The sequence below is a fragment of the Streptomyces chiangmaiensis genome (assembly GCF_036281785.1).
Lineage (GTDB): Bacteria > Actinomycetota > Actinomycetes > Streptomycetales > Streptomycetaceae > Streptomyces > Streptomyces chiangmaiensis.
In genome coordinates, this window is record NZ_JAYWVC010000001.1 from 100,294 (window position 1) to 122,518 (window position 22,225).

Below are 22,225 nucleotides of genomic sequence, written 5' to 3' on the forward strand. Positions count from 1 at the left end.
GGTCGCCGTACGACCCGCGCCCGGGCGGCCACGCAATCCGCCCACCCGGACACGCTCCGTATCAGTCACTGATACGGCCGCTCAGCGGGCCGTCGCCGTCTGAGAGAATTAGCCTTGTGATCTCCCGAATCGATCTGCGCGGCGACGCCCTCCCCGAAGGGCCTGCCCTGCGTGACCTGCTGCCCCGAGCCGACTTCGACGTATCGGCCGCCCTGGAGAAGGTGCGCCCGATCTGCGAAGCCGTGCATCATCGCGGCGACGCGGCGCTGATCGACTTCGCCGAGAGGTTCGACGGGGTGCGCCTGGAGTCCGTCCGGGTCCCGGCCGAGGCACTCGGTGAGGCGCTCGACCGGCTCGACCCGGCCGTGCGCGCGGCCCTGGAGGAGTCCATCCGCCGCGCTCGCCTCGTGCACCGCGACCAGCGCCGCACCGCGCACACCACCCGGGTCGTACCCGGCGGCTCCGTCACCGAGAAGTGGGTGCCGGTGGAACGCGTCGGGCTGTACGCGCCGGGCGGCCGGTCCGTCTACCCCTCCTCCGTGATCATGAACGCCGTGCCCGCGCAGGAGGCGGGTGTCGAGTCGATCGCCCTCGCCTCCCCGGCCCAGGCCGAGTTCGGTGGTCTGCCGCACCCGACGATTCTGGCCGCCTGCGCCCTGCTCGGCGTCGACGAGGTGTACGCGGCCGGCGGCGCGACCGCGGTGGCCATGTTCGCCTACGGCACCGAGTCCTGCCCGCCCGCCACCATGGTCACCGGCCCCGGCAACATCTGGGTCGCCGCGGCCAAGCGCTACTTCACCGGCAGGGTCGGCATCGACACCGAGGCCGGTCCCACCGAGATCGCGATCCTCGCGGACGACACGGCCGACCCGGTGCACGTGGCCGCGGACCTGATCAGCCAGGCCGAGCACGACCCGCTGGCGGCCGCGGTCCTGGTGACCGACTCGGTGGAGCTCGCCGACGCGGTGGAGAAGGAGCTGGAGCCGCAGACCGAGGCCACCAAGCACATCGAGGACCGGATCCGCCCGGCGCTCGCGGGCAAGCAGTCCGCGATCGTGCTCGTCGACGGCGTCGACGAGGGCCTCAGGGTGGTCGACGCGTACGGCGCCGAACACCTGGAGATCCAGACGGCGGACGCCGCAGCGGTGGCCGACCGGGTGCGGAACGCCGGCGCGGTCTTCGTCGGCCCCTGGGCGCCGGTCTCCCTGGGCGACTACGCGGCCGGTTCCAATCACGTGCTGCCGACCGGCGGTTGCGCCTGCCACTCCTCTGGCCTGTCCGTCCAGTCCTTCCTGCGCGGCATCCATATCGTCGACTACACGAAGGACGCGCTGGCCGAGGTCGCCCACCATGTGGTGACGCTCGCGGAGGCGGAGGACCTGCCGGCGCACGGCGCCGCGATCAAGGCCCGGTTCGGCTGGAAGGTGCCTGAGAGCAAGTGAGCTTCGGAATCGACGATCTTCCCGTACGGGACGAACTGCGGGGCAAGTCGCCTTACGGCGCGCCCCAGTTGGACGTCCCCGTGCGGCTGAACACCAACGAGAACCCGTACCCGCTGCCCGAGCCGCTGGTCGAGCGGATCGCCGAGCGTGTGCGCGACGCCGCCCGCGACCTCAACCGCTATCCGGACCGGGACGCCGTCGAGCTGCGTACGAAGCTCGCCGAGTACCTGACGAGGACCGGCAGGCACGAGGTCGGCCTCGAGAACGTCTGGGCGGCCAACGGCTCCAACGAGGTCATCCAGCAGTTGCTGCAGACCTTCGGCGGACCGGGCCGCACGGCGATCGGCTTCGAGCCGTCGTACTCGATGCACGCGCTCATCGCGCGCGGCACCGGCACCGGCTGGATCTCGGGCCCTCGCGACGAGGACTTCACGATCGACCTCGCCGCGGCCGCGAAGGCGATCGCCGAGAACCGGCCCGACGTCGTCTTCATCACGACCCCCAACAATCCCACCGGCAACGCGGTTCCCGCCGAGACGGTCCTCGCCCTGTACGAGGCCGCGCAGGCGGCGAAGCCGTCCGTGGTCGTCGTGGACGAGGCGTACATCGAGTTCAGCCACGGCAACTCGCTGCTGCCGCTCATCGAGGGCCGGCCGAACCTCGTCCTGTCGCGGACGATGTCGAAGGCGTTCGGCGCGGCGGGCCTGCGCCTCGGCTATCTCGCAGCGCACCCGGCGGTCGTGGACGCCGTCCAGCTCGTACGGCTGCCCTACCATCTGTCGGCGATCACCCAGGCGACCGCCCTGGCCGCCCTGGAGCACACCGACACGCTGCTGAAGTACGTCGAGCAGCTGAAGTCCGAGCGGGACCGGCTGGTCGCCGAACTGCGCGCGGTCGGCTACGACGTGACGGATTCCGACGCGAACTTCGTCCAGTTCGGACGGTTCGCCGACACCCACGAGGCCTGGCGGGGGATTCTCGACCGGGGCGTCCTGGTCCGGGACAACGGCGTCCCCGGGTGGCTGCGGGTGTCTGCCGGAACCCCACAGGAGAACGACGCGTTCCTCGACGCGGTACGTGAACTGAAGAAGGAGCACAGCGCATGACTCGCGAGGGACGCCTCGGAAGAAGCGAGCGCACCACCAAGGAGACCTCGGTCCTCGTCGAGATCGACCTCGACGGCACCGGGAGGACCGACATCGCGACCGGCGTCGGTTTCTACGACCACATGCTCGACCAGCTCGGCAGGCACGGTCTGTTCGACCTGACCGTGAAGACCGACGGTGACCTGCACATCGACTCGCACCACACCATCGAGGACACCGCCCTCGCGCTCGGTGCCGCCTTCAAGCAGGCGCTCGGCGACAAGGTGGGGATCTACCGCTTCGGCAACTGCACGGTCCCGCTGGACGAGTCGCTCGCCCAGGTCACCGTCGACCTGTCCGGCCGCCCGTACCTCGTGCACACCGAGCCCGAGAACATGGCGCCGATGATCGGCGAGTACGACACCACGATGACCCGGCACATCCTGGAGTCCTTCGTCGCTCAGGCCCAGATAGCACTGCACGTGCACGTGCCGTACGGGCGCAACGCGCACCACATCGTGGAGTGCCAGTTCAAGGCGCTGGCACGGGCGCTGCGCTACGCGAGCGAGCGCGATCCCCGCGCGGCCGGCATCCTCCCCTCCACGAAGGGCGCGCTGTAGAGCCATGAACGGACTGTCGACCGTCCTGATCGTCGTCGGCCTCTTCCTCGTCGGCGGAATCATCTCCTTTGCCAAGCAGCAGATGCCGAAGAGCCTCATCGTGCTGCTCTCGGTCAGCGCGGGACTGTGTCTCGTCGCGGGCGTCCTCCGGCTGGAGGTGTGGAATTGAGCACCGCCAAGAACGTCGTGGTCTTCGACTACGGCTTCGGCAACGTCCGCTCCGCCGAGCGAGCCCTTGCGCGTGCGGGAGCCGACGTCGAGATCACCCGTGACTACGACAAGGCCATGAACGCCCACGGCCTACTGGTGCCGGGTGTCGGAGCCTTCGCCGCCTGCATGCAGGGCCTGAAGCAGGCACGCGGCGACTGGATCATCGACCGCCGCCTGTCCGGCGGGCGCCCGGTCATGGGCATCTGCGTCGGCATGCAGATCCTGTTCGCGCGCGGCATCGAGCACGGAGTGGAGACCGAGGGCCTCGACGAGTGGCCCGGCTCGGTCGAGCCGCTGCAGGCCGAGATCGTGCCCCACATGGGCTGGAACACCGTCGAGGCACCGCCCGACTCCGAGCTGTTCGCCGGCCTCGACGCGGACGCACGCTTCTACTTCGTGCACTCCTACGCCGTACACGACTGGCGGTTCGAGACGACCAGCCAACTGCTGCACGCCCCCAAGGTGACCTGGTCGACGCACGGCAAGCCGTTCGTGGCCGCCGTCGAGAACGGGGCTCTGTGGGGCACGCAGTTCCACCCCGAGAAGTCCGGCGACGCCGGAGCGCAGCTGCTCACCAACTGGATCGGAACCTTGTAGACCATGGCCAAGCTCGAACTCCTCCCCGCCGTCGACGTCCGCGACGGCCAGGCCGTCCGCCTCGTGCACGGCGAGTCCGGGACCGAGACCGCCTACGGCTCCCCGCTTCAGGCCGCCCTCGCCTGGCAGGCGGCGGGCGCCGAGTGGCTGCACCTGGTCGATCTGGACGCCGCGTTCGGCACCGGCGACAACCGTGCCCTCGTCGCCGAAGTCACCAGGGCGATGGACATCAAGGTCGAGCTGTCCGGCGGCATCCGGGACGACGACACGCTGGCCGCCGCCCTGGCCACCGGCTGCACCCGTGTGAATCTCGGCACGGCCGCCCTGGAGACCCCGCAGTGGGTCGCCAAGGTCATCGCCGGGCACGGCGACAGGATCGCGGTCGGCCTCGATGTGCGGGGCACCACCCTGCGGGGCCGCGGCTGGACCCGTGACGGCGGCGACCTCTACGAGACGCTGGAGCGGCTCGACAAGGAGGGCTGCGCGCGGTACGTCGTCACCGACATCGCCAAGGACGGCACGCTCCAGGGCCCGAACCTGGAGCTGCTGAAGAACGTCTGCGCCGTCACCGACAGCCCGGTCGTGGCCTCCGGCGGTGTCTCGTCCCTGGCGGACCTGCGGGCCATCGCCGATCTCGTCCCCCTCGGTGTCGAGGGCTCCATCGTCGGGAAGGCCCTGTACGCGAAGGCGTTCACTCTGGAAGAGGCTTTGGAGGCAGTGTCGTCATGACGTCCGATGCCGTACGGCGCGTGCAGAGCGGAAGTCCGTGGGAAGAGACCTTCGGGTTCGCACGTGCCGTCGCGGCGGGCGACCGTGTGCTGGTGGCCGGCACGACGGCCTTCAGGGGCCGCGTGCTGTACGGGGAGGGCGACCCCTACGAGCAGGCCAAGGTGGCGTTCACCAGCGCGCTCGAGGCGATCGCCGAGTTCGGGCTCGGTCCCGGGTCGGTGCTCAGGACCCGGATGTACCTGACCCATCTGCGGGACGTCGACGAAGTGGGACGAGCCCACAAGGAGATCTTCGACTCCGTGCGCCCGGCCGCGACGTTGCTGGTCGTGGAGGGTTTCGTCGACCCCCGCATCCTGGTCGAAGTGGAACTGGAAGCCTTCAGAGGCTAGAAGCAGCAAGAGGAGCCGTGGATTCATGACCCTGGCGGTCCGAGTCATCCCCTGCCTGGACGTGGACAACGGCCGGGTCGTCAAGGGCGTCAACTTCCAGAACCTGCGCGACGCGGGCGACCCCGTCGAGATGGCCAAGGTGTACGACGCCGAAGGCGCCGACGAACTGACGTTCCTGGACATCACCGCGTCCTCGGGCGACCGTGAGACGACGTACGACGTGGTGCGCCGCACCGCCGAGCAGGTGTTCATCCCGCTGACGGTCGGCGGCGGTGTCCGTACGGCCGAGGACGTGGACCGGCTGCTGCGGGCGGGCGCCGACAAGGTGGGCGTCAACACGGCCGCGATCGCCCGTCCTGACCTGATCCGCGAGATCGCCGAGCGGTTCGGCCGGCAGGTTCTGGTGCTGTCGGTCGACGCGCGCCGCACGGCGTCCGGTTCGTTCGAGGTGACGACCCATGGCGGGCGGCGTGGCACCGGCATCGATGCGGTCGAGTGGTCGCACCGGGCCGCCGAGCAGGGCGCGGGCGAGATCCTGCTCAACTCGATGGACGCGGACGGCACCAAGGACGGCTATGACCTGGAGATGATCTCCGCCGTCCGCAAGCACGTCACGGTCCCGCTGATCGCCTCGGGCGGCGCCGGCCGCCTCGCCCACTTCCCGCCGGCCGTCTCGGCGGGCGCGGACGCGGTCCTCGCGGCCTCGGTGTTCCACTTCGGCGACCTGAGGATCGGGCAGGTCAAGGAGACGCTGCGGGGAGCGGGGCACCCCGTCCGCTAGTCGCAGGCATCACCCCGCCCGACAAGAGCCCCGGCCGCCGGTCACTCACCGGCGGCCGGGGAGTGACCGGGGCCTTCTGTTCCGCCGCTGTACCTCGAGCGCGTCGCGACGGCCTCCCGGCTGGCCGACATCGTCGACGAGGCCGTTTCGCTGGTCAGCTACCACCTGCGCAAGCTCGCCGAGCACGGGTTGATCGAGGAGGCCCGGGGACAGAGCGGCGACGGGCGGGAGCGCTGGTGGCGCCCGGCGTCGGAAGGCGTCAGCATCCACGACGAGGACTTCCGGGACGCACCGGAGAAGGCGGCCGCGCACATGGCGGCCTCCCGGCTCTTCTACGAGCAGCGCAGCGAGCTGTACCACCGCCACATCGACGAGCGCGCCCACTGGAGCCCCGAGTGGAACAGCGCCTCCTTCGACTCCGAGTACCTCGCCCGGCTCACCGCACCCGAACTGGCCGAGCTGTCCCGGGAGCTGGACGCCCTGATGCTCTCAAGTACAAGGAACGCGGGCTCGCCGCCGAAGAGGCCGGTGACACCGAAGGGCGCGAGCACGTCGCGCTGCACGTGTACGGATTCCCCTTCCGCGTCTGAGAGAGGCCACCGCCTTGACCACCGTGTCCGCGGCATCCGCCGACGCGCCCACCGCCGAACGCCCCGCCCACCGCGACGCCAACGTGCTGCGCTGGCTGACCGCCTACACCGCGTCGATGGTCGGCGACAACGTCTACTACCTCGCCCTGTCCTGGGCGTCGGTCCAGGCCGGATCACCTGCCCAGGCCGGAGTCGTGATGGCGGTGAGCGCGCTGCCCAGGGCCCTGCTCATGCTCGGCGGGGGAGTGATCGCGGACCGGTTCGGGCCCCGCAGGGTCGTCATCGGCAGCGACGCCGTACGCTGCGCCGCCGCTCTCTGCGTTGCGGTCCTGCTGTGGCTCGCCGGCCCCGGCCTGTGGCCGCTGACCCTGCTCGCCCTCGTCTTCGGCACCGTGGACGCCGTGTTCATGCCCGCCGTGGGCGCCCTCCCCGCGCGCATGACGAGCCGGGGCCAGCTCGCGCGCGTGCAAGGCATGCGGGGCCTGGCGATCCGGTTCGCCAGTGTCGTCGGCGCCCCGCTCGGCGGCCTGGGCGTCGCGCTCGGCGGCGCGGCGTCGGCGTTCGGGCTCGCCGGGCTGCTGATCGCCGTCTCCGTGCCGCTGCTGATCTCCGTACGGATGCGCGAGCTGCCCCCGGACGACACCGCCGGCGCCGGTGGCAGACCGCCTGGCGCGACCTGGTGGTGGGCCTGCGGTACATCCGCAGGCACCGCGTCCTGGCCCCCCTGATGCTGGCCATAGCCCTCGGCGACCTCGGTTTCGTCGGTCCGCTCAACGTGGGCCTCACCCTGCTGGCCGACGAGCGCGGCTGGGGCGCCTCCGGCATGGGCTGGGTGCTGGCCGGCTTCGGCACCGGCGCGGGCGCGGCCTCCCTGTTGCTGACCGTGCGCGGTCGGCTGCCCCACGCGGGGCGGCTGGCCGCGTACCTGATCTTCGCGGGTTCCGTGGCCATCGGCGCCCTCGCCCAGGTCCCGGGCATCGTGACCGCCGTGGAGGTGGCCCTGCTCGTCGGCCTGCTCGCCGGACTGAGCGGCGCCCTGTGCGGCGCGCTGCTGCAGACCCAGTCCGAACCCGCCTGCCTGGGCCGGGTCACCGCTGTGTCCAGCCTCGTCAGCCTGGGCTTCGCGCCGCTCAGCATGCCGCTGTCCGCCGCCGCGATCGGCGCCTGGGGAACCGGCCCGGTCTTCGTCGTCAGTGCCGCCGTCTGCGGTCTCGGCGGAGTCGTCGCCCTGTGCGCCCGCGACCTGCGGCGCGCCGAGCTGCCGGGCTGAACACGCCGCCGGGGCCCCGCGGCCTCAGATCCCCAGTTCCTTGGTGTCCCGCGCCTTCGCGATCGCGTCCTCGTCGCCCTCCAGCTGCACGTCCGCCACCCGCTGCCGCCCCATGGCGAACATCAGCAGTTCCGCGGGTTCGCCGGTGACCGTCACGACCGGCGTGCCCCGGTGGGCGACCGCCGTCTGCCCGTCCGGGCGGCGCAGCACCAGGCCCGTCGGCGCGCCGCGACCGGTCAGCCGGGCGCTCCGCTCCAGCCGCGACCACAGCGCGTCCTGGAAGACGGCGTCCAGCTCACGTGGCGTCCAATCGGGCTGTGCCCGGCGGACGTCCTCCGTGTGGACGTAGAACTCGATGGTGTTCGACATCTCGTCGATCTGCTTCAGCGAGAAGGGGGAGAAGCGCGGCGGGCCCGTACGGATGAGCTGGATCAGCTCCTCGTACGGCTTCGCGGTGAACTCCTCCATCACCTTCTCCAGGCGCGGCGCGAGTTGCTTGATCAGGATGCCCCCCGCGGCGTCCGGGCGGCGCTCGCGCACCACCACATGCGCGGCCAGGTCCCGGGTGTTCCAGCCCTCGCACAGTGTGGGGGCGTCCGGACCCGCGGCCTCCAACAGATCGGCGAGGAGAAGTCGTTCACGCTTGGCATGGGTCGACATGGTGTCAGCGTACGACCGGGGGGGCAGTCCGCCCACCGGACGATGGCCGAGACGGCCGGCGTGGCGCGGCACAATGGTCCGCATGACCAGCACGCCCGACCCCAGCAGGCCCAGCAGCCTCGACCCCGAGATCGCGGCGCGCCTCAAGCGCAGCGCCGACGGGCTGATCCCCGCCATCGCCCAGCAGTACGACACCGGTGAGGTGCTGATGCTCGGCTGGATGGACGACGAGGCACTGCACCGCACCCTGACGACCGGCCGCTGCACGTACTGGTCGCGCAGCCGTCAGGAGTACTGGGTCAAGGGCGACACCTCCGGTCATGTCCAGCACGTGAAGTCGGTCGCCCTGGACTGCGACGCCGACACCCTGCTGGTCAAGGTCGACCAGGTGGGCGCCGCCTGCCACACCGGCGACCGCAGCTGCTTCGACGCCGACGTGCTCCTCGAGAACGCCCCTTCCGGCGTACCTTCCGGGCATCAGTAAGGTCTGCCGCCATGGACCTCGAGACGTTCCGCAAGCTGGCCACCGACCGCCGCGTCATCCCGGTCACGCGCAAGCTCCTCGCCGACGGCGACACCCCGGTCGCGCTCTACCGCAAACTGGCCGCGGAGCGCTCGGGCACCTTCCTGCTGGAGTCCGCGGAGAACGGCCGCTCCTGGTCCCGCTACTCCTTCGTGGGCGTCCGCAGCGCCGCCACCCTGACGGAACGGGACGGCCGGGCCCACTGGCTGGGCGCTCCGCCCGTCGGCGTACCCGTCGACGGCGATCCGCTGGCCGCCCTGCGGGCCACCGTCGAGGCCCTGCACACGCCACGCCAGGAGGGCCTGCCCCCCTTCACCGGCGGCATGGTCGGCTATCTGGGCTACGACATCGTGCGCCGCCTGGAGAAGATCGGTCCCGGCGAGAGCGACGAGCTGAGGCTCCCCGAGCTGACCATGCTCCTCACCAGTGATCTCGCGGTCATGGACCACTGGGAGGGCTCGGTCCTGCTGATCGCCAACGCGATCAACCACAACGACCTCGACACGGGTGTCGACGAGGCCCACGCGGACGCCGTGGCCCGGCTCGACGCGATGGAGGCCGATCTGTCCCGTCCGGTCGCCCAGCCGCCCGCCGTTCTCCCGCCGTCCGAACTGCCGATGTACACGGCGCGTTGGGGCGGCGTGGACTTCCAGGAGGCCGTCGAGGACATCAAGGAGCGGATCCGGGCGGGCGAGGCCTTCCAGGTCGTGCCCTCGCAGCGCTTCGAGACGCCGTGCACGGCGAGCGCGCTGGATGTGTACCGGGTGCTGCGGGCCACCAATCCGTCCCCGTACATGTACCTGTTCCGCTTCGACGGCTTCGACGTCGTCGGGTCGAGCCCGGAAGCGCTGGTGAAGGTCGAGGACGGCCGGGCGATGGTGCACCCCATCGCGGGCACCCGGCACCGCGGCGCGACCCCGCAGGAGGACCAGACCCTTGCCGAGGAGCTGCTCGCCGACCCCAAGGAGCGTGCCGAGCACCTCATGCTCGTCGACCTGGGCCGCAACGACCTCGGACGGGTCTGCGAGCCCGGCTCCGTCGAGGTGGTCGACTTCATGTCCGTCGAGCGGTACTCGCACGTGATGCACATCGTCTCGACCGTGACGGGCCGGGTCGCCGGCGGCCGCACCGCCTTCGACGTGCTGGCGGCCTGCTTCCCGGCCGGCACGCTCTCCGGCGCACCCAAGCCGCGCGCGATGCAGATCATCGACGAGCTCGAGCCGTCGCGGCGGGGGCTGTACGGCGGCTGCGTCGGCTATCTCGACTTCGCGGGCGACTCCGACACCGCCATCGCCATCCGGACGGCCCTGCTGCGGGACGGCACGGCGTACGTGCAGGCCGGGGCCGGCATCGTCGCCGACTCCGACCCGGTCTCGGAGGACAACGAGTGCCGCAACAAGGCGGCCGCCGTCCTGCGCGCGGTGCACACGGCGAACCGGCTCACGTCATCCTGACGCGCGGCGGTACGCGGCGCCGTGTGCGTTCCCGGGAGTCCCGTGTGCTGTTTCCGGGAGCGACATGGAGGAGGGGTTGCGCGATCACGGGTTTGACGCGACCCGGGTGACGCGTCGCCGGGGGCTCGGGTGATAGTGGGTACGTGACTGCCGTACCTCATCCCCGCTCCGAGGCCGCCGTACCCGTCCGGTCCGGCCGCCGCAGCCTTGCCCTGGCCCTGCTGTGCGGCGCGCTCGGCGCGGCCGTGGCGCTGCTCTCCTCCCGCCAGGGCTGGTCGGCGGGGGCCGTGCCGGTGGCCGGTGGCCACTATCCGCTGACCGTCAAGGGCAGCGATGTCACGGGCGTGCCCGCGGCCCTCGCCATAGTGGGCCTCGCCGCGCTCGTCGCCGTCTTCGCGGTCCGCAGGGCAGGACGCCTGCTCGTCGCCGGTCTGCTGGCGTTGTCCGGTGCGGGCACCGTCGCGGCAGCGCTGCTCGGCGCCGGGGACAACTCGGCACTCGACGAGAAGGCGGCACAGGCGGCCGGTGACAGTTCCGCCACCGCCATCGCGCTCACGCACACCGCCTGGCCGTACGTCGCGGCCGTCGGCGGTGCGCTGATCCTCGTCGCCGGGCTGCTCGCCCTGCGTTACAGCAGGCTGTGGCCCGCGATGTCGGGCCGCTACGAGCGCGACGGCGCCCCTCGGCCGCGCGCGGTCAGGCCCGTCGACCCGGACCGCCCCGAGGACCTGTGGAAGGCGCTCGACCGGGGCGAGGACCCGACAGGAGCCTGACGTCCGAGGAGCGACCCCGAGGTCACGCCGTGGGCACGGGTACGGGAGAATGGCGCCGAGCGTCCGGCTCACACATGCACATTCAGCTAACGAGGAGCAAGTCATGTCGGGCAGCAGCCACGGTCACACCCCGGCCGCCTGGACCGGTGTCATCATCGCCTTCATCGGTTTCTGCGTCGGGGGCGCTTTCACCGTGATGGCCCAGCCCGTCGGCTTCTGGGCGGGCATAGCCATCGTCGCTCTCGGGGGGGTCGTCGGCGGCATAATGCGCCAGATGGGTCTCGGCCAGTCGAAGACCACTGCGCACCAGCCCGCGAGCGCGACGGAGAGCTGAGCGCTCCACGAGCCGTCGGCGGGAGGCGGCCCCGGCCCATCAGCGCCGGGGCCGCCTCCCGTCTTCTCGGGCACGGTGGACCCGGGGCGGGCAGAATGGCCGGCGTGAACCCCGCATCGCCGATCCCGACCCCGACCCGCGCGGACACCGGAGCCGCCGCCGTGCTCCGGCGGACGGCCGTCCCCGTCGGGGCGCTCGCGGGTGTCGTCGCGGCCTTCGCATACGTCGGGGTGGTGGACCCCAACGAACCGGGGCACTACCCCGTCTGCCCGCTGCTGCACTACACCGGTCTGTACTGCCCCGGCTGCGGCGGTCTGCGCAGCGCCCACGCCTTCGTCCACGGCGACATTCCGACGGCGCTTCAGGACAACGCCCTGGCCGTCGTCGGCTGTCTGGTCTTCGCCGTGGTGTGGATCGTCTGGGTGGTCCGGGCGGCCCGGGGGCGCCCGCAGCGGATCGAACTCCAGCCCGTGCACCTGTGGATCCTGATTCCCCTGCTGCTGGTTTTCACGGTTGTCCGGAACTTGCCCTTCGGTGGCTGGCTACACCCTTGATCAACCTATGAATGTCCAGGTAGTGGGACCGGCGTCAACCAGATGCGAGGCCTGCGCCTTCCTGCGGATACCATCACAGTGACGATCGGTTTCGCCCGCCGAGGCGGTCCGGTGGCCGAAGCCCGACCTCCATCGGGCTTCTTGAATCATCAACCGTCAGGAAGGGGGCCGCTCGCGTGAGTGTGCTCGACGAGATCATCGACGGAGTCCGTGCCGACCTCGCGGAGCGGCAGGCGCGCGTCAGCCTCGACGAGCTCAAGGAGCGCGCGGCGAAAGCTCCCGCGGCCAAGGACGGCGTCGCCGCCCTGCGCGGCGACGGAGTCAAGGTCATCTGCGAGGTCAAGCGCTCCAGCCCGTCCAAGGGCGCGCTCGCGGCCATCGCTGATCCGGCAAGGCTCGCGGCGGACTACGAGGCGGGTGGCGCTTCCGTCATCTCCGTCCTCACCGAGCAGCGCCGCTTCGGCGGCTCGCTCGCCGACCTGGAGGCCGTGCGGGCCCGGGTCGACATCCCCGTGCTGCGCAAGGACTTCATCGTCACGTCGTACCAGCTGTGGGAGGCGCGGGCATACGGCGCCGACCTCGTGCTGCTGATCGTCGCCGCCCTCGACCAGCCCGCCCTGGAGTCCCTCGTCGAGCGCGCCGAGTCCATCGGGCTCACGCCGCTGGTCGAGGTGCATGACGAGGACGAGGTGGAGCGGGCGGTGGACGCCGGAGCGAAGGTCATCGGCGTCAACGCGCGCAACCTGAAGACTCTGGAGGTCGACCGCTCCACGTTCGAGCGGGTCGTGCCCGAGATCCCCGAAGGGATCGTGAAGGTCGCCGAGTCCGGAGTGCGCGGGCCCCACGATCTGATCGCGTACGCCAACGAGGGCGCCGACGCGGTACTCGTGGGCGAGTCGCTGGTGACCGGACGCGACCCGAAGACGGCGGTCGCCGACCTGGTGGCGGCGGGCGCCCACCCGGCGCTGCGGCACGGGCGGGGCTGACGATGACTCTGGGGACGGTCCAGTGGCCACCGCTGTCCGGTGGTCACACGGACGGCCGTACCCCGGTAGGGTTGGCGCCGATGATGCTTCCGATCACCGTGGCGACCAGGGATCCGTATGCCCGCCTCGCCCGTGGGTGCCGGCCGCGCGGCTGCCGGGCGCCCGCGCGGCGGGTGCACGGGCGACGGGTGCGGTATGTCATCGGTGACGAGCCGGGCCAGGTCAATGGCATGCGATGGCGTCTCGGCGTGCGCGCCGGTCACCTGCGCTGAGCCGAATCCGGGTTCGCCCTGACGGCACGGGGGTTCGTCTTCCTCGCTCCCCGTGAGTGGTTCCCGTGACACCTCGCCCGTTCACGCCGTCGCGGCTGATCGCCGTGGCGGCGGAGGGACACCCCGCGGTGGTTCCGCACCGCGGGACGGCGGCCCGGGGGGACAGCGCGCGCACGCCTTCGACGTGACCCCCATCCCACCAGACCGGGGCTTTCGCCCCTGCGAGGTTTCCGCATGCCCAGCGAGTTCTTCATTCCCGACCCCGAGGGCCGGGTCCCCGACGCCGAGGGCTACTTCGGCACGTTCGGCGGCGCGTTCATCCCGGAGGCGCTCGTCGCCGCCGTGGACGAGGTGGCCGTCGAGTACGACAAGGCCAAGTCCGACCCCGAGTTCGCCCGCCGCCTCGACGACCTGCTCGTCCACTACACCGGCCGGCCCAGCGCCCTCACCGAGGTGCCGCGGTTCGCCGAACACGCCGGTGGCGCCCGGGTGTTCCTCAAGCGCGAGGACCTCAACCACACCGGTTCCCACAAGATCAACAACGTGCTCGGCCAAGCTCTCCTCACCGAGCGGATGGGCAAGACGCGGGTCATCGCGGAGACGGGCGCCGGCCAGCACGGCGTGGCCACGGCCACCGCCTGCGCCCTCTTCGGGCTCGACTGCACCATCTACATGGGCGAGATCGACACCGAGCGGCAGGCCCTCAACGTGGCCCGGATGCGCATGCTCGGCGCCGAGGTCGTCGCCGTGAAATCCGGCTCCCGCACCCTCAAGGACGCCATCAACGAGGCGTTCCGCGACTGGGTCGCCAACGTCGACCACACGCACTACCTCTTCGGCACCGTGGCCGGGCCCCACCCCTTCCCGGCCATGGTGCGGGACTTCCATCGCGTGATCGGGGTGGAGGCGCGGCGGCAGCTGCTCGAGCGTGCCGGGCGCCTGCCCGACGCGGCCATCGCCTGTGTGGGCGGCGGCTCGAACGCCATCGGGCTCTTCCACGCCTTCATCCCCGACACGTCCGTGCGTCTCATCGGCTGCGAGCCCGCGGGCCACGGCGTCGAGACGGGTGAGCACGCCGCCACCCTCACCGCCGGCGAGCCCGGCATCCTGCACGGCTCCCGGTCGTACGTGCTCCAGGACGAGGAAGGCCAGATCACCGAGCCGTACTCGATCTCCGCGGGGCTCGACTACCCGGGCATCGGGCCCGAGCACTCGTACCTCAAGGACAGCGGCCGCGGCGAGTACCGGGCCGTCACCGACGACGCGGCCATGCAGGCCCTGCGCCTGCTGTCGCGCACCGAGGGGATCATCCCGGCCATCGAGAGCGCCCACGCGCTCGTCGGGGCCCTGGAGGTCGGCAAGGAGCTGGGCAAGGACGGGCTGATCGTCGTCAACCTGTCCGGGCGCGGCGACAAGGACATGGACACGGCCGCCCGGTACTTCGGTCTGTACGACACCGACGCGTCCGTCGCCGCGGACGCCGCCGGCGACACCGCGGAGATCGAGGAGGATGCCAAGTGAGCGGGAACATCCAGCTGCTGTCCGACACCCTCGCCGCCGCCAGGGCGGAGGGGCGTGCTGCGCTCATCGCCTACCTGCCGGCCGGTTTCCCGACCGTCGACGGCGGCATCGCCGCGGTCAGGGCGGTCCTCGACGGCGGCGCCGACGTCGTCGAGGTGGGCCTGCCGCACAGCGACCCGGTCCTCGACGGCCCCGTCATCCAGACGGCCGACGACATCGCCCTGCGCGGCGGGGTCAAGATCGCCGACGTGCTGCGCACGGTCCGCGAGGCACACGCGGCGACCGGCAAGCCGGTGCTCGTGATGACGTACTGGAACCCGATCGACCGCTACGGCGTGGAACGCTTCACCGCCGAATTGGCCGAGGCGGGCGGTGCGGGCTGCATCCTGCCGGACCTGCCGGTGCAAGAGGCCGGCCTGTGGCGGGAACACGCCGAGAAGCACGGGCTCGCCACGGTCTTCGTGGTCGCGCCCAGCAGCAAGGACGAGCGGCTTGCCCAGATCACCGCGGCGGGTTCCGGCTTCGTCTACGCCGCCTCGCTCATGGGCGTCACCGGCACCCGGGAGACGGTCGGGGCGCAGGCCCAGGACCTGGTCCGTCGCACCCGGGCGACCACCGACCTGCCCGTCTGTGTCGGTCTCGGCGTCTCCAACGCCCGGCAGGCCGCCGAGGTGGCCGGTTTCGCCGACGGCGTCATCGTCGGCTCCGCGTTCGTCAAGCGGATGCTGGACGCGGAGGACGAGGCGGCCGCCCTGGAGGCGGTGCGGGCGCTGGCGGGCGAGCTGGCCGAGGGCGTACGCGGCAACGCGTGACGCAGGCCATCTTCCCTCATATGGGCGAGATTCGCCCGTAACGGAAATTTCGCTCACTCGAACGGGTGGACCTGGGGCCGGGGAGGCGATCTGCGCCTCCCCGGTTCGTTCTGCCGGATGTGAGCGAGAAGAACCGTGAAGGAAAGCGCAGCGCCCGTGAGCGGCTGGCGGTGGAGCGAGAGAAGCGGAAGGCCGCGGACAAGCGCCGCAGGGCGCTGATCGTGGGCGCCTCGATCGTCTGCGTCCTGGCCCTGGCGACGGTGGTGGGCGTCCTGGCGGCGAACGCCGGGAAGAGCGGAAAGAGCAGTGCGTCCGGCCCCGCCACCGCGCCCTCGGGCGCGGTGGGCAAGGACGGCCTCGCCATCCCGGTCGGCCAGGACACCGCCAAGTCGACCCTCACAGTCTGGGAGGACTTCCGCTGCCCGGCCTGTCAGGCCTTCGAGACCGCCTATCGCCCCACGATCCGCCAGTTGGCCGATGCCGGACAGTTGAAGGTCGAATACCACCTGGTCACGCTCATCGATGCAAACCTCCGCGGCAGCGGCTCGCTCCGCGCGGCCAACGCGGCGGCCTGTGCACAGGACGTCGGCAGGTTCGGGGACTACCACGACGTGCTGTACCAGAACCAGCCCAAGGAGACGCAGGACACCTTCGCGGACAACGACAAGCTCATCGAGCTCGCGGGCGAGGTCGACGGTCTGAACACCCCGACGTTCGAGAAGTGCGTCAAGGACGGCACACACGACAGCTGGGTGCAGAAGTCGAATGCCGCGTTCCAGAGCGGTGGCTTCTCGGGCACGCCGACCGTCCTCCTCGACGGAAAGAACATCTACGCGGACCAGACGATCACCCCCGCCAAGCTGAAGCAGATGGTCGAGGCCGCGAACAAGTCCTGAGGCGTTTGTCGTCCCGTGATGCCCTCGGTGCCTACGGTGCCGGGGGCGTCCTACGTTATGGACCCGTAGCCCGGCGGGTTGCCGCGCTCCGTGTCCGGCAGGGTAGCGTCGTTCCTGCCATGGAACTTGCCTACATCCCCAGCCCGTCGCACGGAGTGCTGCACCTCGGCCCCATTCCGCTGCGCGGCTACGCCTTCTGCATCATCATCGGCGTCTTCGTAGCCGTGTGGCTCGGCAACAAGCGCTGGATCGCCCGGGGCGGCCGATCCGGCACGGTGGCCGACATCGCGGTCTGGGCCGTGCCGTTCGGCCTTGTCGGCGGGCGGCTGTACCACGTGATCACGGACTACGAGCTGTACTTCAGCGACGGCCGTCACTGGGTGGACGCGTTCAAGGTCTGGCAGGGCGGACTCGGCATCTGGGGCGCGATCGCGCTCGGGGCGGTCGGTGCCTGGATCGGCTGCCGCCGCCGGGGCATCACGCTTCCCTCGTACGCCGACGCGGTCGCGCCCGGCATCGCCCTCGCGCAGGCCATCGGCCGCTGGGGCAACTGGTTCAACCAGGAGCTCTACGGACGGCCGACGGATCTGCCGTGGGCGCTGCACATCACTTCGTCGACGGACGGGCGGGTGCCGGGGTACTATCACCCGACCTTCCTGTACGAGTCGCTGTGGTGCATCGGGGTCGCCCTCCTGGTCGTCTGGGCGGACCGTCGCTTCAAGCTGGGGCACGGACGGGCGTTCGCGCTGTACGTCGCCGCGTACTGCGTGGGCCGCGGCTGGATCGAGTACATGCGGGTCGACGACGCGCACCACATCCTGGGCCTGCGGCTGAACGACTGGACCGCGATGCTCGTCTTCCTGCTGGCCGTGGCGTACATCGTGGTGTCGTCGCGACTGCGGCCGGGGCGCGAGGCCAGCGTGGAGCCGGCTGCCGCCGCGTCGCGGATCGGGGGCGACGACGGTCCCGTGGATCTGGAGAAGAAGCCGGAGTCCCAGGAGGCCGAGCCGGAGGCCTCGAAGGACGACACGGAGCCTGCTGACGACAGCGGGCCGGGTGGCGAGGCCCAGCCGGTGGACGAAGCGGAGTCGGCGAAGAAGAGCTGAGCGGCTCGTGTGCAGGGCAGGGGGCGCCGTATCGCCGGATACGGCGCCCCGCCGCGTTCGGAGCCCTCAGCGTCGTCGGCGGGCCAGGGACAGGGTTCGGTACGCCTCCCGCACCACCGCCGTGTCGATGAAGCGTCCGTCAGGGAGGGCCTGGGCGCCCGGTTCCCTGGCAGCGGCCTTCAGGATCTCCTCCGCCCGGGAGATCTCCTCCGCACGAGGCGCGTAGGCGCGTTCGATGACCGGCAGCTGACGGGGGTGGATCGCCGCTCGGCCCAGGAAGCCCAGCGTGCGGCCATGGGCGCAGGAGCGCGCCAGACCCTCCAGGTCCCTTGTGTCCGGATAGACCGACTGGGCCGGCGGAGGCAGTGCCGCGGCGCGGGCGGCCACCACCACGCGCGCCCGCGACCAGTCGAGCCCCGTGTCCTCCCGCACGCCCAGATCCGCCCGCAGATCCGACTCGCCCAGCGCGATGCCCCGCACCGCCGGGTGCGCCGTGGCGATCGCGAACGCCTGCTCCACGCCCAGGGCCGTCTCCAGGAGGGCATACAGGGGGATCGCCCCGCCGTCCGCCGGGGCCGCCCGTTCCGCCACGCGGACCACGTCCGACGGCGACGTCACCTTGGGCAGGCGCAGCCCCGAGAGGCCGGGCAGTGCCGCCAGCGCGGCGAGGTCCGCCTGTGCCCAGGGGCTGTCCAGAGCGTTCACCCGGACGTGGACCGGCACCGGAGGGCGCCCGGTCAGCCGCTCCGCCGTCGCCGCCCGCGCGTACCCCTTGCGGTCGGGGGCGACCGCATCCTCGAGGTCGATCAGCACCACGTCCGCCCCCGACATCAGCGCCTTGCCGACGACCTCCGGGCGGTCCCCGGGAGCGTACAGCCAGGTGAGAGGGGGGAAACCGGGACGCGCGGTCACAGAACGCCCTCCGCCGCGAGCTCGGTGATCTCCGGGCCCGTCAGGCCCAGCTCGGTCAGGATCGCCTCGGTGTCCGCACCGTGCGGGCGGCCCGCCCAGCGGATCTCCCCGGGCGTGGCGGACAGCCGGAACAGGACGTTCTGCATGCGCAGCGGGCCCAGGTCGGGGTCGTCGGGAACCGTGGTGATCGTGCCCAACGCCCCGTACTGAGGGTCGGTCATCACATCCCGTACGTCCTGCACCGGCGCCACCGCGGCCTCCGCCCCCTCGAACGCCTTCAGGACCTCCGCGCGCGTCCGGCCGGCGATCCACTCGCCGACCGCCGCGTCCAGGACGTCCGCGTGCCGGGCCCGGTCCGCGCCGGTCGCGAACCAGGGCTCGTCGATCAGCTCGGGGCGGCCGACCAGGCGCATGACCCGCTCGGCGACGGACTGGGCGGAGGTCGAGACGGCGACCCAGTCGCCGTCCGCGGTGCGGTAGGTGTTGCGCGGGGCGTTGTTCTGGGAGCGGTTGCCGGTGCGCTGCTGTACGTGCCCCAGCTGGTCGTACCAGATCGGCTGGGGTCCGAGGACCGTGAGGATCGGTTCGATGATCGCCATGTCCACCACCTGGCCGGTGCCGGTGCGGTCCCGGGCAGCGAGGGCCGTCATCACCGCGTACGCCGTCGCCAGGCCCGCGATCGAGTCGGCGAGCCCGAACGGCGGGAGCGTCGGGGGTGCGCCCGGTTCCCCGGTGATGGCCGCGAACCCGCTCATCGCCTCCGCGAGCGTGCCGAATCCTGGGCGGTGTGCGTACGGGCCGAACTGACCGAAGGCGGTCACCCGCGCGAGGACCAGCCGGGGGTTCGCGGCCGACAGCTCCTCCCAGCCCAGGGACCACTTCTCCAGGGTCCCCGGGCGGAAGTTCTCGACGATCACGTCGGAGGCGGCGGCCAGCCGCAGCAGCGTCGCGCGGCCGCCGGCTTTCGACAGATCGAGCGTCATCGTGCGCTTGTTGCGGCCCAGCAGCTTCCACCACAGACCCACCCCGTTCTTCGCCGGGCCGTGCCCGCGGCAGGGGTCAGGTCTGGCCGGGTGCTCGATCTTGATGACGTCGGCGCCGAAGTCACCGAGGAGGGTGGCGGCGAGGGGACCGGCGAAGAGCGTGGCGAGATCCAGGACCTTCAGGCCGTTGAGGGGTGCGGTCATGTGCGGTGGGCTTCCCGGTGGGTGAGGTGGGCCAGGGTGTCGAATCCGATGCCGTTGAAGTCGCCGACGGATGTGGTCAGCCGGTTCTTCAGGGGGGCCGTCCAGCGGTCGGGGAGCGCGGTGGGACGTCCGGTCAGCAGGCCCGCGACGCTGCCCGCCGTCGCACCGTTGGAGTCGGTGTCCCAGCCCCCGGACACGGCTCGGCAGACGGAGCCGGTGAAATCGCCGTCCGCGTGGGTGAGGGCGGCGGCGATCAGAGCCGTGTTGGGGACGGCGTGCACCCAGTGGTAGGTGCGATGGGCCTCGTGCAGTTCGTCGACGACCGCCTCGAAGTCCTTCGTGTCACGGGCCAGTCGGACGGCGTGCCGGACGGCTCGGGCGAGGCGTGAGCCGGGCGGGACGACGCCGAGCCCGGCGCGCAGGCAGTGGTGGACGTCGTGGGCGCCGGTGGCCGCCGCGGCGATGGTGGCCGCCGTGAACATCGCCGCGTAGACCCCGTTCGCGGTGTGGGTGAGGGTGGCGTCGCGGTGGGCCTGTTCGGCCGCGGCGGCCGGGTCGCCCGGGTTGGTCCAGCCGTGCACGTCGGCGCGGATGAGGGCGCCGATCCACTCACGGAACGGGTTGCGGTGGCCGGCCGTGCGCGGGGGTTCGATGCCGGAGAGCAGGTTGCGGTAGGCGATGCGTTCGGCGGTGAAGGTGCGGCCCGCGGGGAGTTCGTCGAGCCAGAGTCCGGCCACGTCGGCGGTGGTGAAGGACTTGCCGTGGCGACCGAGCAACAGCAGGTTCAAAACAGGGTAGTTGAGGTCGTCGTCCTCGGGCATCCCATCGATGTTCTCGGCGAGCGACGTCCCCGCGGAGCGGCGGTTCCAGGGGTACGCCGCGACAAGCTCCGCAGGGACCCCCCGTGCCGTGAACCAGCTGTTCAGGGGCCAGTTGCCGGCGGCCCGGGCGAGTCGGCGGATGCCGTCGAGGGGGAGCTTCTCCACGGGTTTGCCCAGGAGACAGCCGGCGGCTCTGCCGAGCCAGGCGGCCTCGAGGCGCGCCTCGCCGAGCGCTTCGTGCCCGCCCGCCGCCGGCGTGGAGGGCCACGCCGGGCACAGCGCCTTGATCTTCGCCAGGTCCGTCGGTTCGGCCTCCGCCGATGTGCCGGGCAGGTCGGCGAGTTCGTCCAGCAGGTCTTCCGCCAGCAGCCGCAGGTACGCAGACACCGGCCGGGCCGACGCACCGGTCCGCAGGGGTGCCTCGGGGCCGCCGGCACGGTGCCATCTGGCCGCGACGGCCGATGTCACGCGGCCCTCCTGCTCCGCCTGGCGCAGTTCGTGCCCGAGCAGGTCCTCCGGCTGGACCCAGGTCAGTCGGAGCACCTCAGCCTCCGATCCGGGTGAACGCCGCCTCATGGGCCCGGCGCCGGGACACGTCACGGGCGAAGATCTCCCGTGTCACCTCCGTGAGCGTCCGGGCCGGCGCGTGCAGGTCGAGACGGCTCGCCTCCTCGACCGCCTTCGCCCAGTACTCCGGGACCTCCGAGCCCAGGGCGCCGGTGATCGCGCCCGCCATCGTCGCGATGGAGTCGCAGTCCCGGCCGTAGTTCACGGCGCCGAGCACCGCGTGGCGGAAGTCGCCGTGTGCCACCACCATCATGCCGAGCGCCACCGGGAGTTCCTCGATGGCGTGCAGCCGGGAGGGGCGGCGGGCGCCCAGGGACGGCGCACGGTAGTCGGGTCCGACCGTGTCGTACGGCGCCACCGCCTCCCGCAACGGCCGCAGCGCCGACTCGAAGTCCGAGTAGCGGGACGCCGCGTCGCAGACCGTCTCGATGGCGGCGCGCGTGCCGTCCTTCGCCAGCGACAGGCACGCGGCCACGACCGAGTCGGGTGTCGCGCCGGGCTCGCATGCCGCCGCCACCGCCGCCGCGAACACCCCGGCCGCCTCCCTGCCGTACGACGACTGGTGCGCTCCCGAGACATCCAGCGCCTCGGCGTAGGCGCCCGGCGGATTGGCCGCGTTGACCAGGCCCACCGGCGCCATGTACATCGCGGCGCCGCAGTTGACGATGTTGCCGACGCCGGCCTCGCGCGGGTCGACGTGGCCGTAGTGCAGCCGTGCCACCAGCCACTTCTCCGCCAGGAAGATCCGCTGGAGGGGAATCGCCTCCGTCTCCAGTTCCGGGATCCAGCAAGGGTTGGTCATCAGGTCCGGGACCAGATGCCGGGCCATCGCGTAGGCGTCCAGATGGTCGCGGACGGCCCCGTAGACCCGTACCAGCGCGTGGGTCATCAAGGTGTCGTCGGTGACGTGACCGTCGCCCTTGTGGTACGGGGCGACGGGGCGGGCCGTGCGCCACGCGTCACCGTGCCAGGGTCCGACGATCCCGTGCACGCGGCCGCCGTGCCGTTCGACGATCTGCTCGGGGGAGTATCCCTCGACGGGTCCGCCGAGGGCGTCGCCGACGGCGGCGCCGACCAGGGCGTCGGTGATGCGTTCGTCGAGAGGTGTCGTCTCGTCAGAAGTGGGCGTCATGT

24 protein-coding genes and 2 pseudogenes are annotated in these 22,225 nt (G+C 71.6%); 21 read left to right on the top strand and 5 right to left on the bottom strand.

Annotation, left to right across the window (positions count from 1 at the left end):
• Positions 1 to 116 precede the first annotated feature (116 nt).
• From hisD to VXC91_RS00490, 10 genes and pseudogenes are all read left to right on the top strand, one after another.
• Entirely contained in the window at positions 117 to 1,442 is a 1,326-nt protein-coding gene (hisD, locus tag VXC91_RS00445; RefSeq protein WP_329504235.1) for a histidinol dehydrogenase, read from the top strand.
• Positions 1,439 to 2,548: a histidinol-phosphate transaminase gene (locus VXC91_RS00450; RefSeq protein WP_329504236.1), complete on the top strand. Its 1,110-nt coding sequence runs from the start codon at positions 1,439 to 1,441 to the stop codon at positions 2,546 to 2,548. Before hisD ends, VXC91_RS00450 begins: the two co-directional genes overlap by 4 nt.
• Entirely contained in the window at positions 2,545 to 3,147 is a 603-nt protein-coding gene (gene hisB, locus VXC91_RS00455) for an imidazoleglycerol-phosphate dehydratase HisB (protein WP_329504237.1), read from the top strand. The genes VXC91_RS00450 and hisB overlap by 4 nt, the downstream gene beginning before the upstream one ends.
• A 4-nt stretch (positions 3,148 to 3,151) precedes the next feature.
• Positions 3,152 to 3,316 carry a hypothetical protein gene (locus VXC91_RS00460; RefSeq protein ID WP_329504238.1) on the top strand — a complete coding sequence of 55 codons (165 nt, stop codon included), beginning with the start codon at positions 3,152 to 3,154 and terminating at the stop codon, positions 3,314 to 3,316.
• Positions 3,313 to 3,954 carry an imidazole glycerol phosphate synthase subunit HisH gene (hisH, locus tag VXC91_RS00465; RefSeq protein ID WP_408057310.1) on the top strand — a complete coding sequence of 214 codons (642 nt, stop codon included), beginning with the start codon at positions 3,313 to 3,315 and terminating at the stop codon, positions 3,952 to 3,954. Before VXC91_RS00460 ends, hisH begins: the two co-directional genes overlap by 4 nt.
• Positions 3,955 to 3,957: 3 nt before the next feature.
• A complete protein-coding gene (gene priA / locus VXC91_RS00470; protein ID WP_329504240.1) occupies positions 3,958 to 4,683 on the top strand; it encodes a bifunctional 1-(5-phosphoribosyl)-5-((5-phosphoribosylamino)methylideneamino)imidazole-4-carboxamide isomerase/phosphoribosylanthranilate isomerase PriA in 726 nt (241 codons plus the stop codon).
• Entirely contained in the window at positions 4,680 to 5,072 is a 393-nt protein-coding gene (locus tag VXC91_RS00475; protein ID WP_329504241.1) for a RidA family protein, read from the top strand. Before priA ends, VXC91_RS00475 begins: the two co-directional genes overlap by 4 nt.
• A gap of 25 nt (positions 5,073 to 5,097) precedes the next feature.
• A complete protein-coding gene (gene hisF / locus VXC91_RS00480) occupies positions 5,098 to 5,853 on the top strand; it encodes an imidazole glycerol phosphate synthase subunit HisF (protein ID WP_329504242.1) in 756 nt (251 codons plus the stop codon).
• An 87-nt stretch (positions 5,854 to 5,940) separates the two neighbouring features.
• Positions 5,941 to 6,443 (top strand): annotated as a pseudogene (locus VXC91_RS00485) (helix-turn-helix domain-containing protein).
• Between the two features lie 116 nt (positions 6,444 to 6,559).
• Positions 6,560 to 7,713: pseudogene (locus VXC91_RS00490) on the top strand (MFS transporter).
• A gap of 24 nt (positions 7,714 to 7,737) precedes the next feature.
• Here VXC91_RS00490 and VXC91_RS00495 read toward each other — a convergent pair.
• Positions 7,738 to 8,373, bottom strand: a complete 636-nt coding sequence (locus VXC91_RS00495; protein WP_329504243.1) for a TIGR03085 family metal-binding protein — start codon at positions 8,371 to 8,373, stop codon at positions 7,738 to 7,740.
• An 82-nt stretch (positions 8,374 to 8,455) separates the two neighbouring features.
• On the opposite strand from VXC91_RS00495, the gene hisI reads away from it, so the two are divergent.
• The 11 genes from hisI to lgt all read left to right on the top strand — a co-directional run bounded on the left by hisI (position 8,456) and on the right by lgt (position 17,604).
• Entirely contained in the window at positions 8,456 to 8,857 is a 402-nt protein-coding gene (hisI, locus tag VXC91_RS00500) for a phosphoribosyl-AMP cyclohydrolase (RefSeq protein WP_329504244.1), read from the top strand.
• Positions 8,858 to 8,868: 11 nt separating this feature from the next.
• Positions 8,869 to 10,350: an anthranilate synthase component I gene (locus tag VXC91_RS00505; protein ID WP_329504245.1), complete on the top strand. Its 1,482-nt coding sequence runs from the start codon at positions 8,869 to 8,871 to the stop codon at positions 10,348 to 10,350.
• Positions 10,351 to 10,493: 143 nt separating this feature from the next.
• Positions 10,494 to 11,123, top strand: coding sequence for a TIGR02234 family membrane protein (locus VXC91_RS00510; protein ID WP_329504247.1), 630 nt, complete (start codon positions 10,494 to 10,496; stop codon positions 11,121 to 11,123).
• Between the two features lie 103 nt (positions 11,124 to 11,226).
• Positions 11,227 to 11,457, top strand: coding sequence for an HGxxPAAW family protein (locus tag VXC91_RS00515; RefSeq protein ID WP_329504249.1), 231 nt, complete (start codon positions 11,227 to 11,229; stop codon positions 11,455 to 11,457).
• 95 nt (positions 11,458 to 11,552) lie between these two features.
• The gene (locus tag VXC91_RS00520; protein ID WP_329504250.1) at positions 11,553 to 12,011 is read left to right on the top strand and encodes a DUF2752 domain-containing protein; all 459 of its coding nucleotides are present in this window, start codon (positions 11,553 to 11,555) and stop codon (positions 12,009 to 12,011) included.
• A gap of 176 nt (positions 12,012 to 12,187) precedes the next feature.
• A complete protein-coding gene (trpC, locus tag VXC91_RS00525; protein ID WP_329504251.1) occupies positions 12,188 to 12,997 on the top strand; it encodes an indole-3-glycerol phosphate synthase TrpC in 810 nt (269 codons plus the stop codon).
• 80 nt (positions 12,998 to 13,077) lie between these two features.
• Positions 13,078 to 13,269 (top strand): tryptophan biosynthesis modulator TrpM, encoded by a 192-nt coding sequence (gene trpM, locus VXC91_RS46885; RefSeq protein ID WP_345124760.1) that lies wholly within the window; start codon positions 13,078 to 13,080, stop codon positions 13,267 to 13,269.
• A gap of 234 nt (positions 13,270 to 13,503) precedes the next feature.
• The gene (gene trpB / locus VXC91_RS00530; RefSeq protein WP_329504252.1) at positions 13,504 to 14,790 is read left to right on the top strand and encodes a tryptophan synthase subunit beta; all 1,287 of its coding nucleotides are present in this window, start codon (positions 13,504 to 13,506) and stop codon (positions 14,788 to 14,790) included.
• Complete coding sequence (trpA, locus tag VXC91_RS00535; protein WP_329504253.1) at positions 14,787 to 15,602, top strand: tryptophan synthase subunit alpha; 816 nt, start codon at positions 14,787 to 14,789, stop codon at positions 15,600 to 15,602. The genes trpB and trpA overlap by 4 nt, the downstream gene beginning before the upstream one ends.
• A 119-nt stretch (positions 15,603 to 15,721) precedes the next feature.
• Positions 15,722 to 16,498: a DsbA family protein gene (locus tag VXC91_RS00540; RefSeq protein ID WP_329504254.1), complete on the top strand. Its 777-nt coding sequence runs from the start codon at positions 15,722 to 15,724 to the stop codon at positions 16,496 to 16,498.
• Positions 16,499 to 16,617: 119 nt separating this feature from the next.
• Positions 16,618 to 17,604: a prolipoprotein diacylglyceryl transferase gene (lgt, locus tag VXC91_RS00545; RefSeq protein WP_329504255.1), complete on the top strand. Its 987-nt coding sequence runs from the start codon at positions 16,618 to 16,620 to the stop codon at positions 17,602 to 17,604.
• 66 nt (positions 17,605 to 17,670) lie between these two features.
• Here lgt and VXC91_RS00550 read toward each other — a convergent pair whose 3' ends face one another.
• Genes VXC91_RS00550 through VXC91_RS00565 form a run of 4 tightly spaced genes read right to left on the bottom strand, consistent with a single transcriptional unit; the run spans position 17,671 to position 22,223 of the window.
• On the bottom strand, positions 17,671 to 18,516 hold the full coding sequence (locus VXC91_RS00550) for an HpcH/HpaI aldolase/citrate lyase family protein (RefSeq protein ID WP_329504256.1): 846 nt from the start codon (positions 18,514 to 18,516) through the stop codon (positions 17,671 to 17,673).
• The gene (locus VXC91_RS00555; protein WP_329504258.1) at positions 18,513 to 19,703 is read right to left on the bottom strand and encodes a CaiB/BaiF CoA transferase family protein; all 1,191 of its coding nucleotides are present in this window, start codon (positions 19,701 to 19,703) and stop codon (positions 18,513 to 18,515) included. The genes VXC91_RS00550 and VXC91_RS00555 overlap by 4 nt, the downstream gene beginning before the upstream one ends.
• Positions 19,700 to 21,067, bottom strand: a complete 1,368-nt coding sequence (locus VXC91_RS00560; protein WP_329504259.1) for an ADP-ribosylglycohydrolase family protein — start codon at positions 21,065 to 21,067, stop codon at positions 19,700 to 19,702. Before VXC91_RS00560 ends, VXC91_RS00555 begins: the two co-directional genes overlap by 4 nt.
• A 1-nt stretch (position 21,068) precedes the next feature.
• Complete coding sequence (locus VXC91_RS00565; RefSeq protein ID WP_329504260.1) at positions 21,069 to 22,223, bottom strand: ADP-ribosylglycohydrolase family protein; 1,155 nt, start codon at positions 22,221 to 22,223, stop codon at positions 21,069 to 21,071.
• Between the last annotated feature and the right edge of the window lie 2 nt (positions 22,224 to 22,225).

Bases quoted from the DNA above. Each gene is read 5' to 3' on its own strand.
- VXC91_RS00495 (WP_329504243.1), bottom strand. From the start codon at position 8,373: ATGTCGACCCATGCCAAGCGTGAACGACTTCTCCTCGCCGATCTGTTG.
- hisF (WP_329504242.1), top strand. From the start codon at position 5,098: ATGACCCTGGCGGTCCGAGTCATCCCCTGCCTGGACGTGGACAACGGC.
- trpM (WP_345124760.1), top strand. From the start codon at position 13,078: ATGATGCTTCCGATCACCGTGGCGACCAGGGATCCGTATGCCCGCCTC.
- VXC91_RS00515 (WP_329504249.1), top strand. From the start codon at position 11,227: ATGTCGGGCAGCAGCCACGGTCACACCCCGGCCGCCTGGACCGGTGTC.
- VXC91_RS00565 (WP_329504260.1), bottom strand. From the start codon at position 22,223: ATGACGCCCACTTCTGACGAGACGACACCTCTCGACGAACGCATCACC.
- hisB (WP_329504237.1), top strand. From the start codon at position 2,545: ATGACTCGCGAGGGACGCCTCGGAAGAAGCGAGCGCACCACCAAGGAG.
- trpB (WP_329504252.1), top strand. From the start codon at position 13,504: ATGCCCAGCGAGTTCTTCATTCCCGACCCCGAGGGCCGGGTCCCCGAC.
- lgt (WP_329504255.1), top strand. From the start codon at position 16,618: ATGGAACTTGCCTACATCCCCAGCCCGTCGCACGGAGTGCTGCACCTC.
- VXC91_RS00505 (WP_329504245.1), top strand. From the start codon at position 8,869: ATGGACCTCGAGACGTTCCGCAAGCTGGCCACCGACCGCCGCGTCATC.
- hisI (WP_329504244.1), top strand. From the start codon at position 8,456: ATGACCAGCACGCCCGACCCCAGCAGGCCCAGCAGCCTCGACCCCGAG.
- VXC91_RS00520 (WP_329504250.1), top strand. From the start codon at position 11,553: ATGGCCGGCGTGAACCCCGCATCGCCGATCCCGACCCCGACCCGCGCG.
- priA (WP_329504240.1), top strand. From the start codon at position 3,958: ATGGCCAAGCTCGAACTCCTCCCCGCCGTCGACGTCCGCGACGGCCAG.
- VXC91_RS00555 (WP_329504258.1), bottom strand. From the start codon at position 19,703: ATGACCGCACCCCTCAACGGCCTGAAGGTCCTGGATCTCGCCACGCTC.
- VXC91_RS00460 (WP_329504238.1), top strand. From the start codon at position 3,152: ATGAACGGACTGTCGACCGTCCTGATCGTCGTCGGCCTCTTCCTCGTC.
- VXC91_RS00475 (WP_329504241.1), top strand. From the start codon at position 4,680: ATGACGTCCGATGCCGTACGGCGCGTGCAGAGCGGAAGTCCGTGGGAA.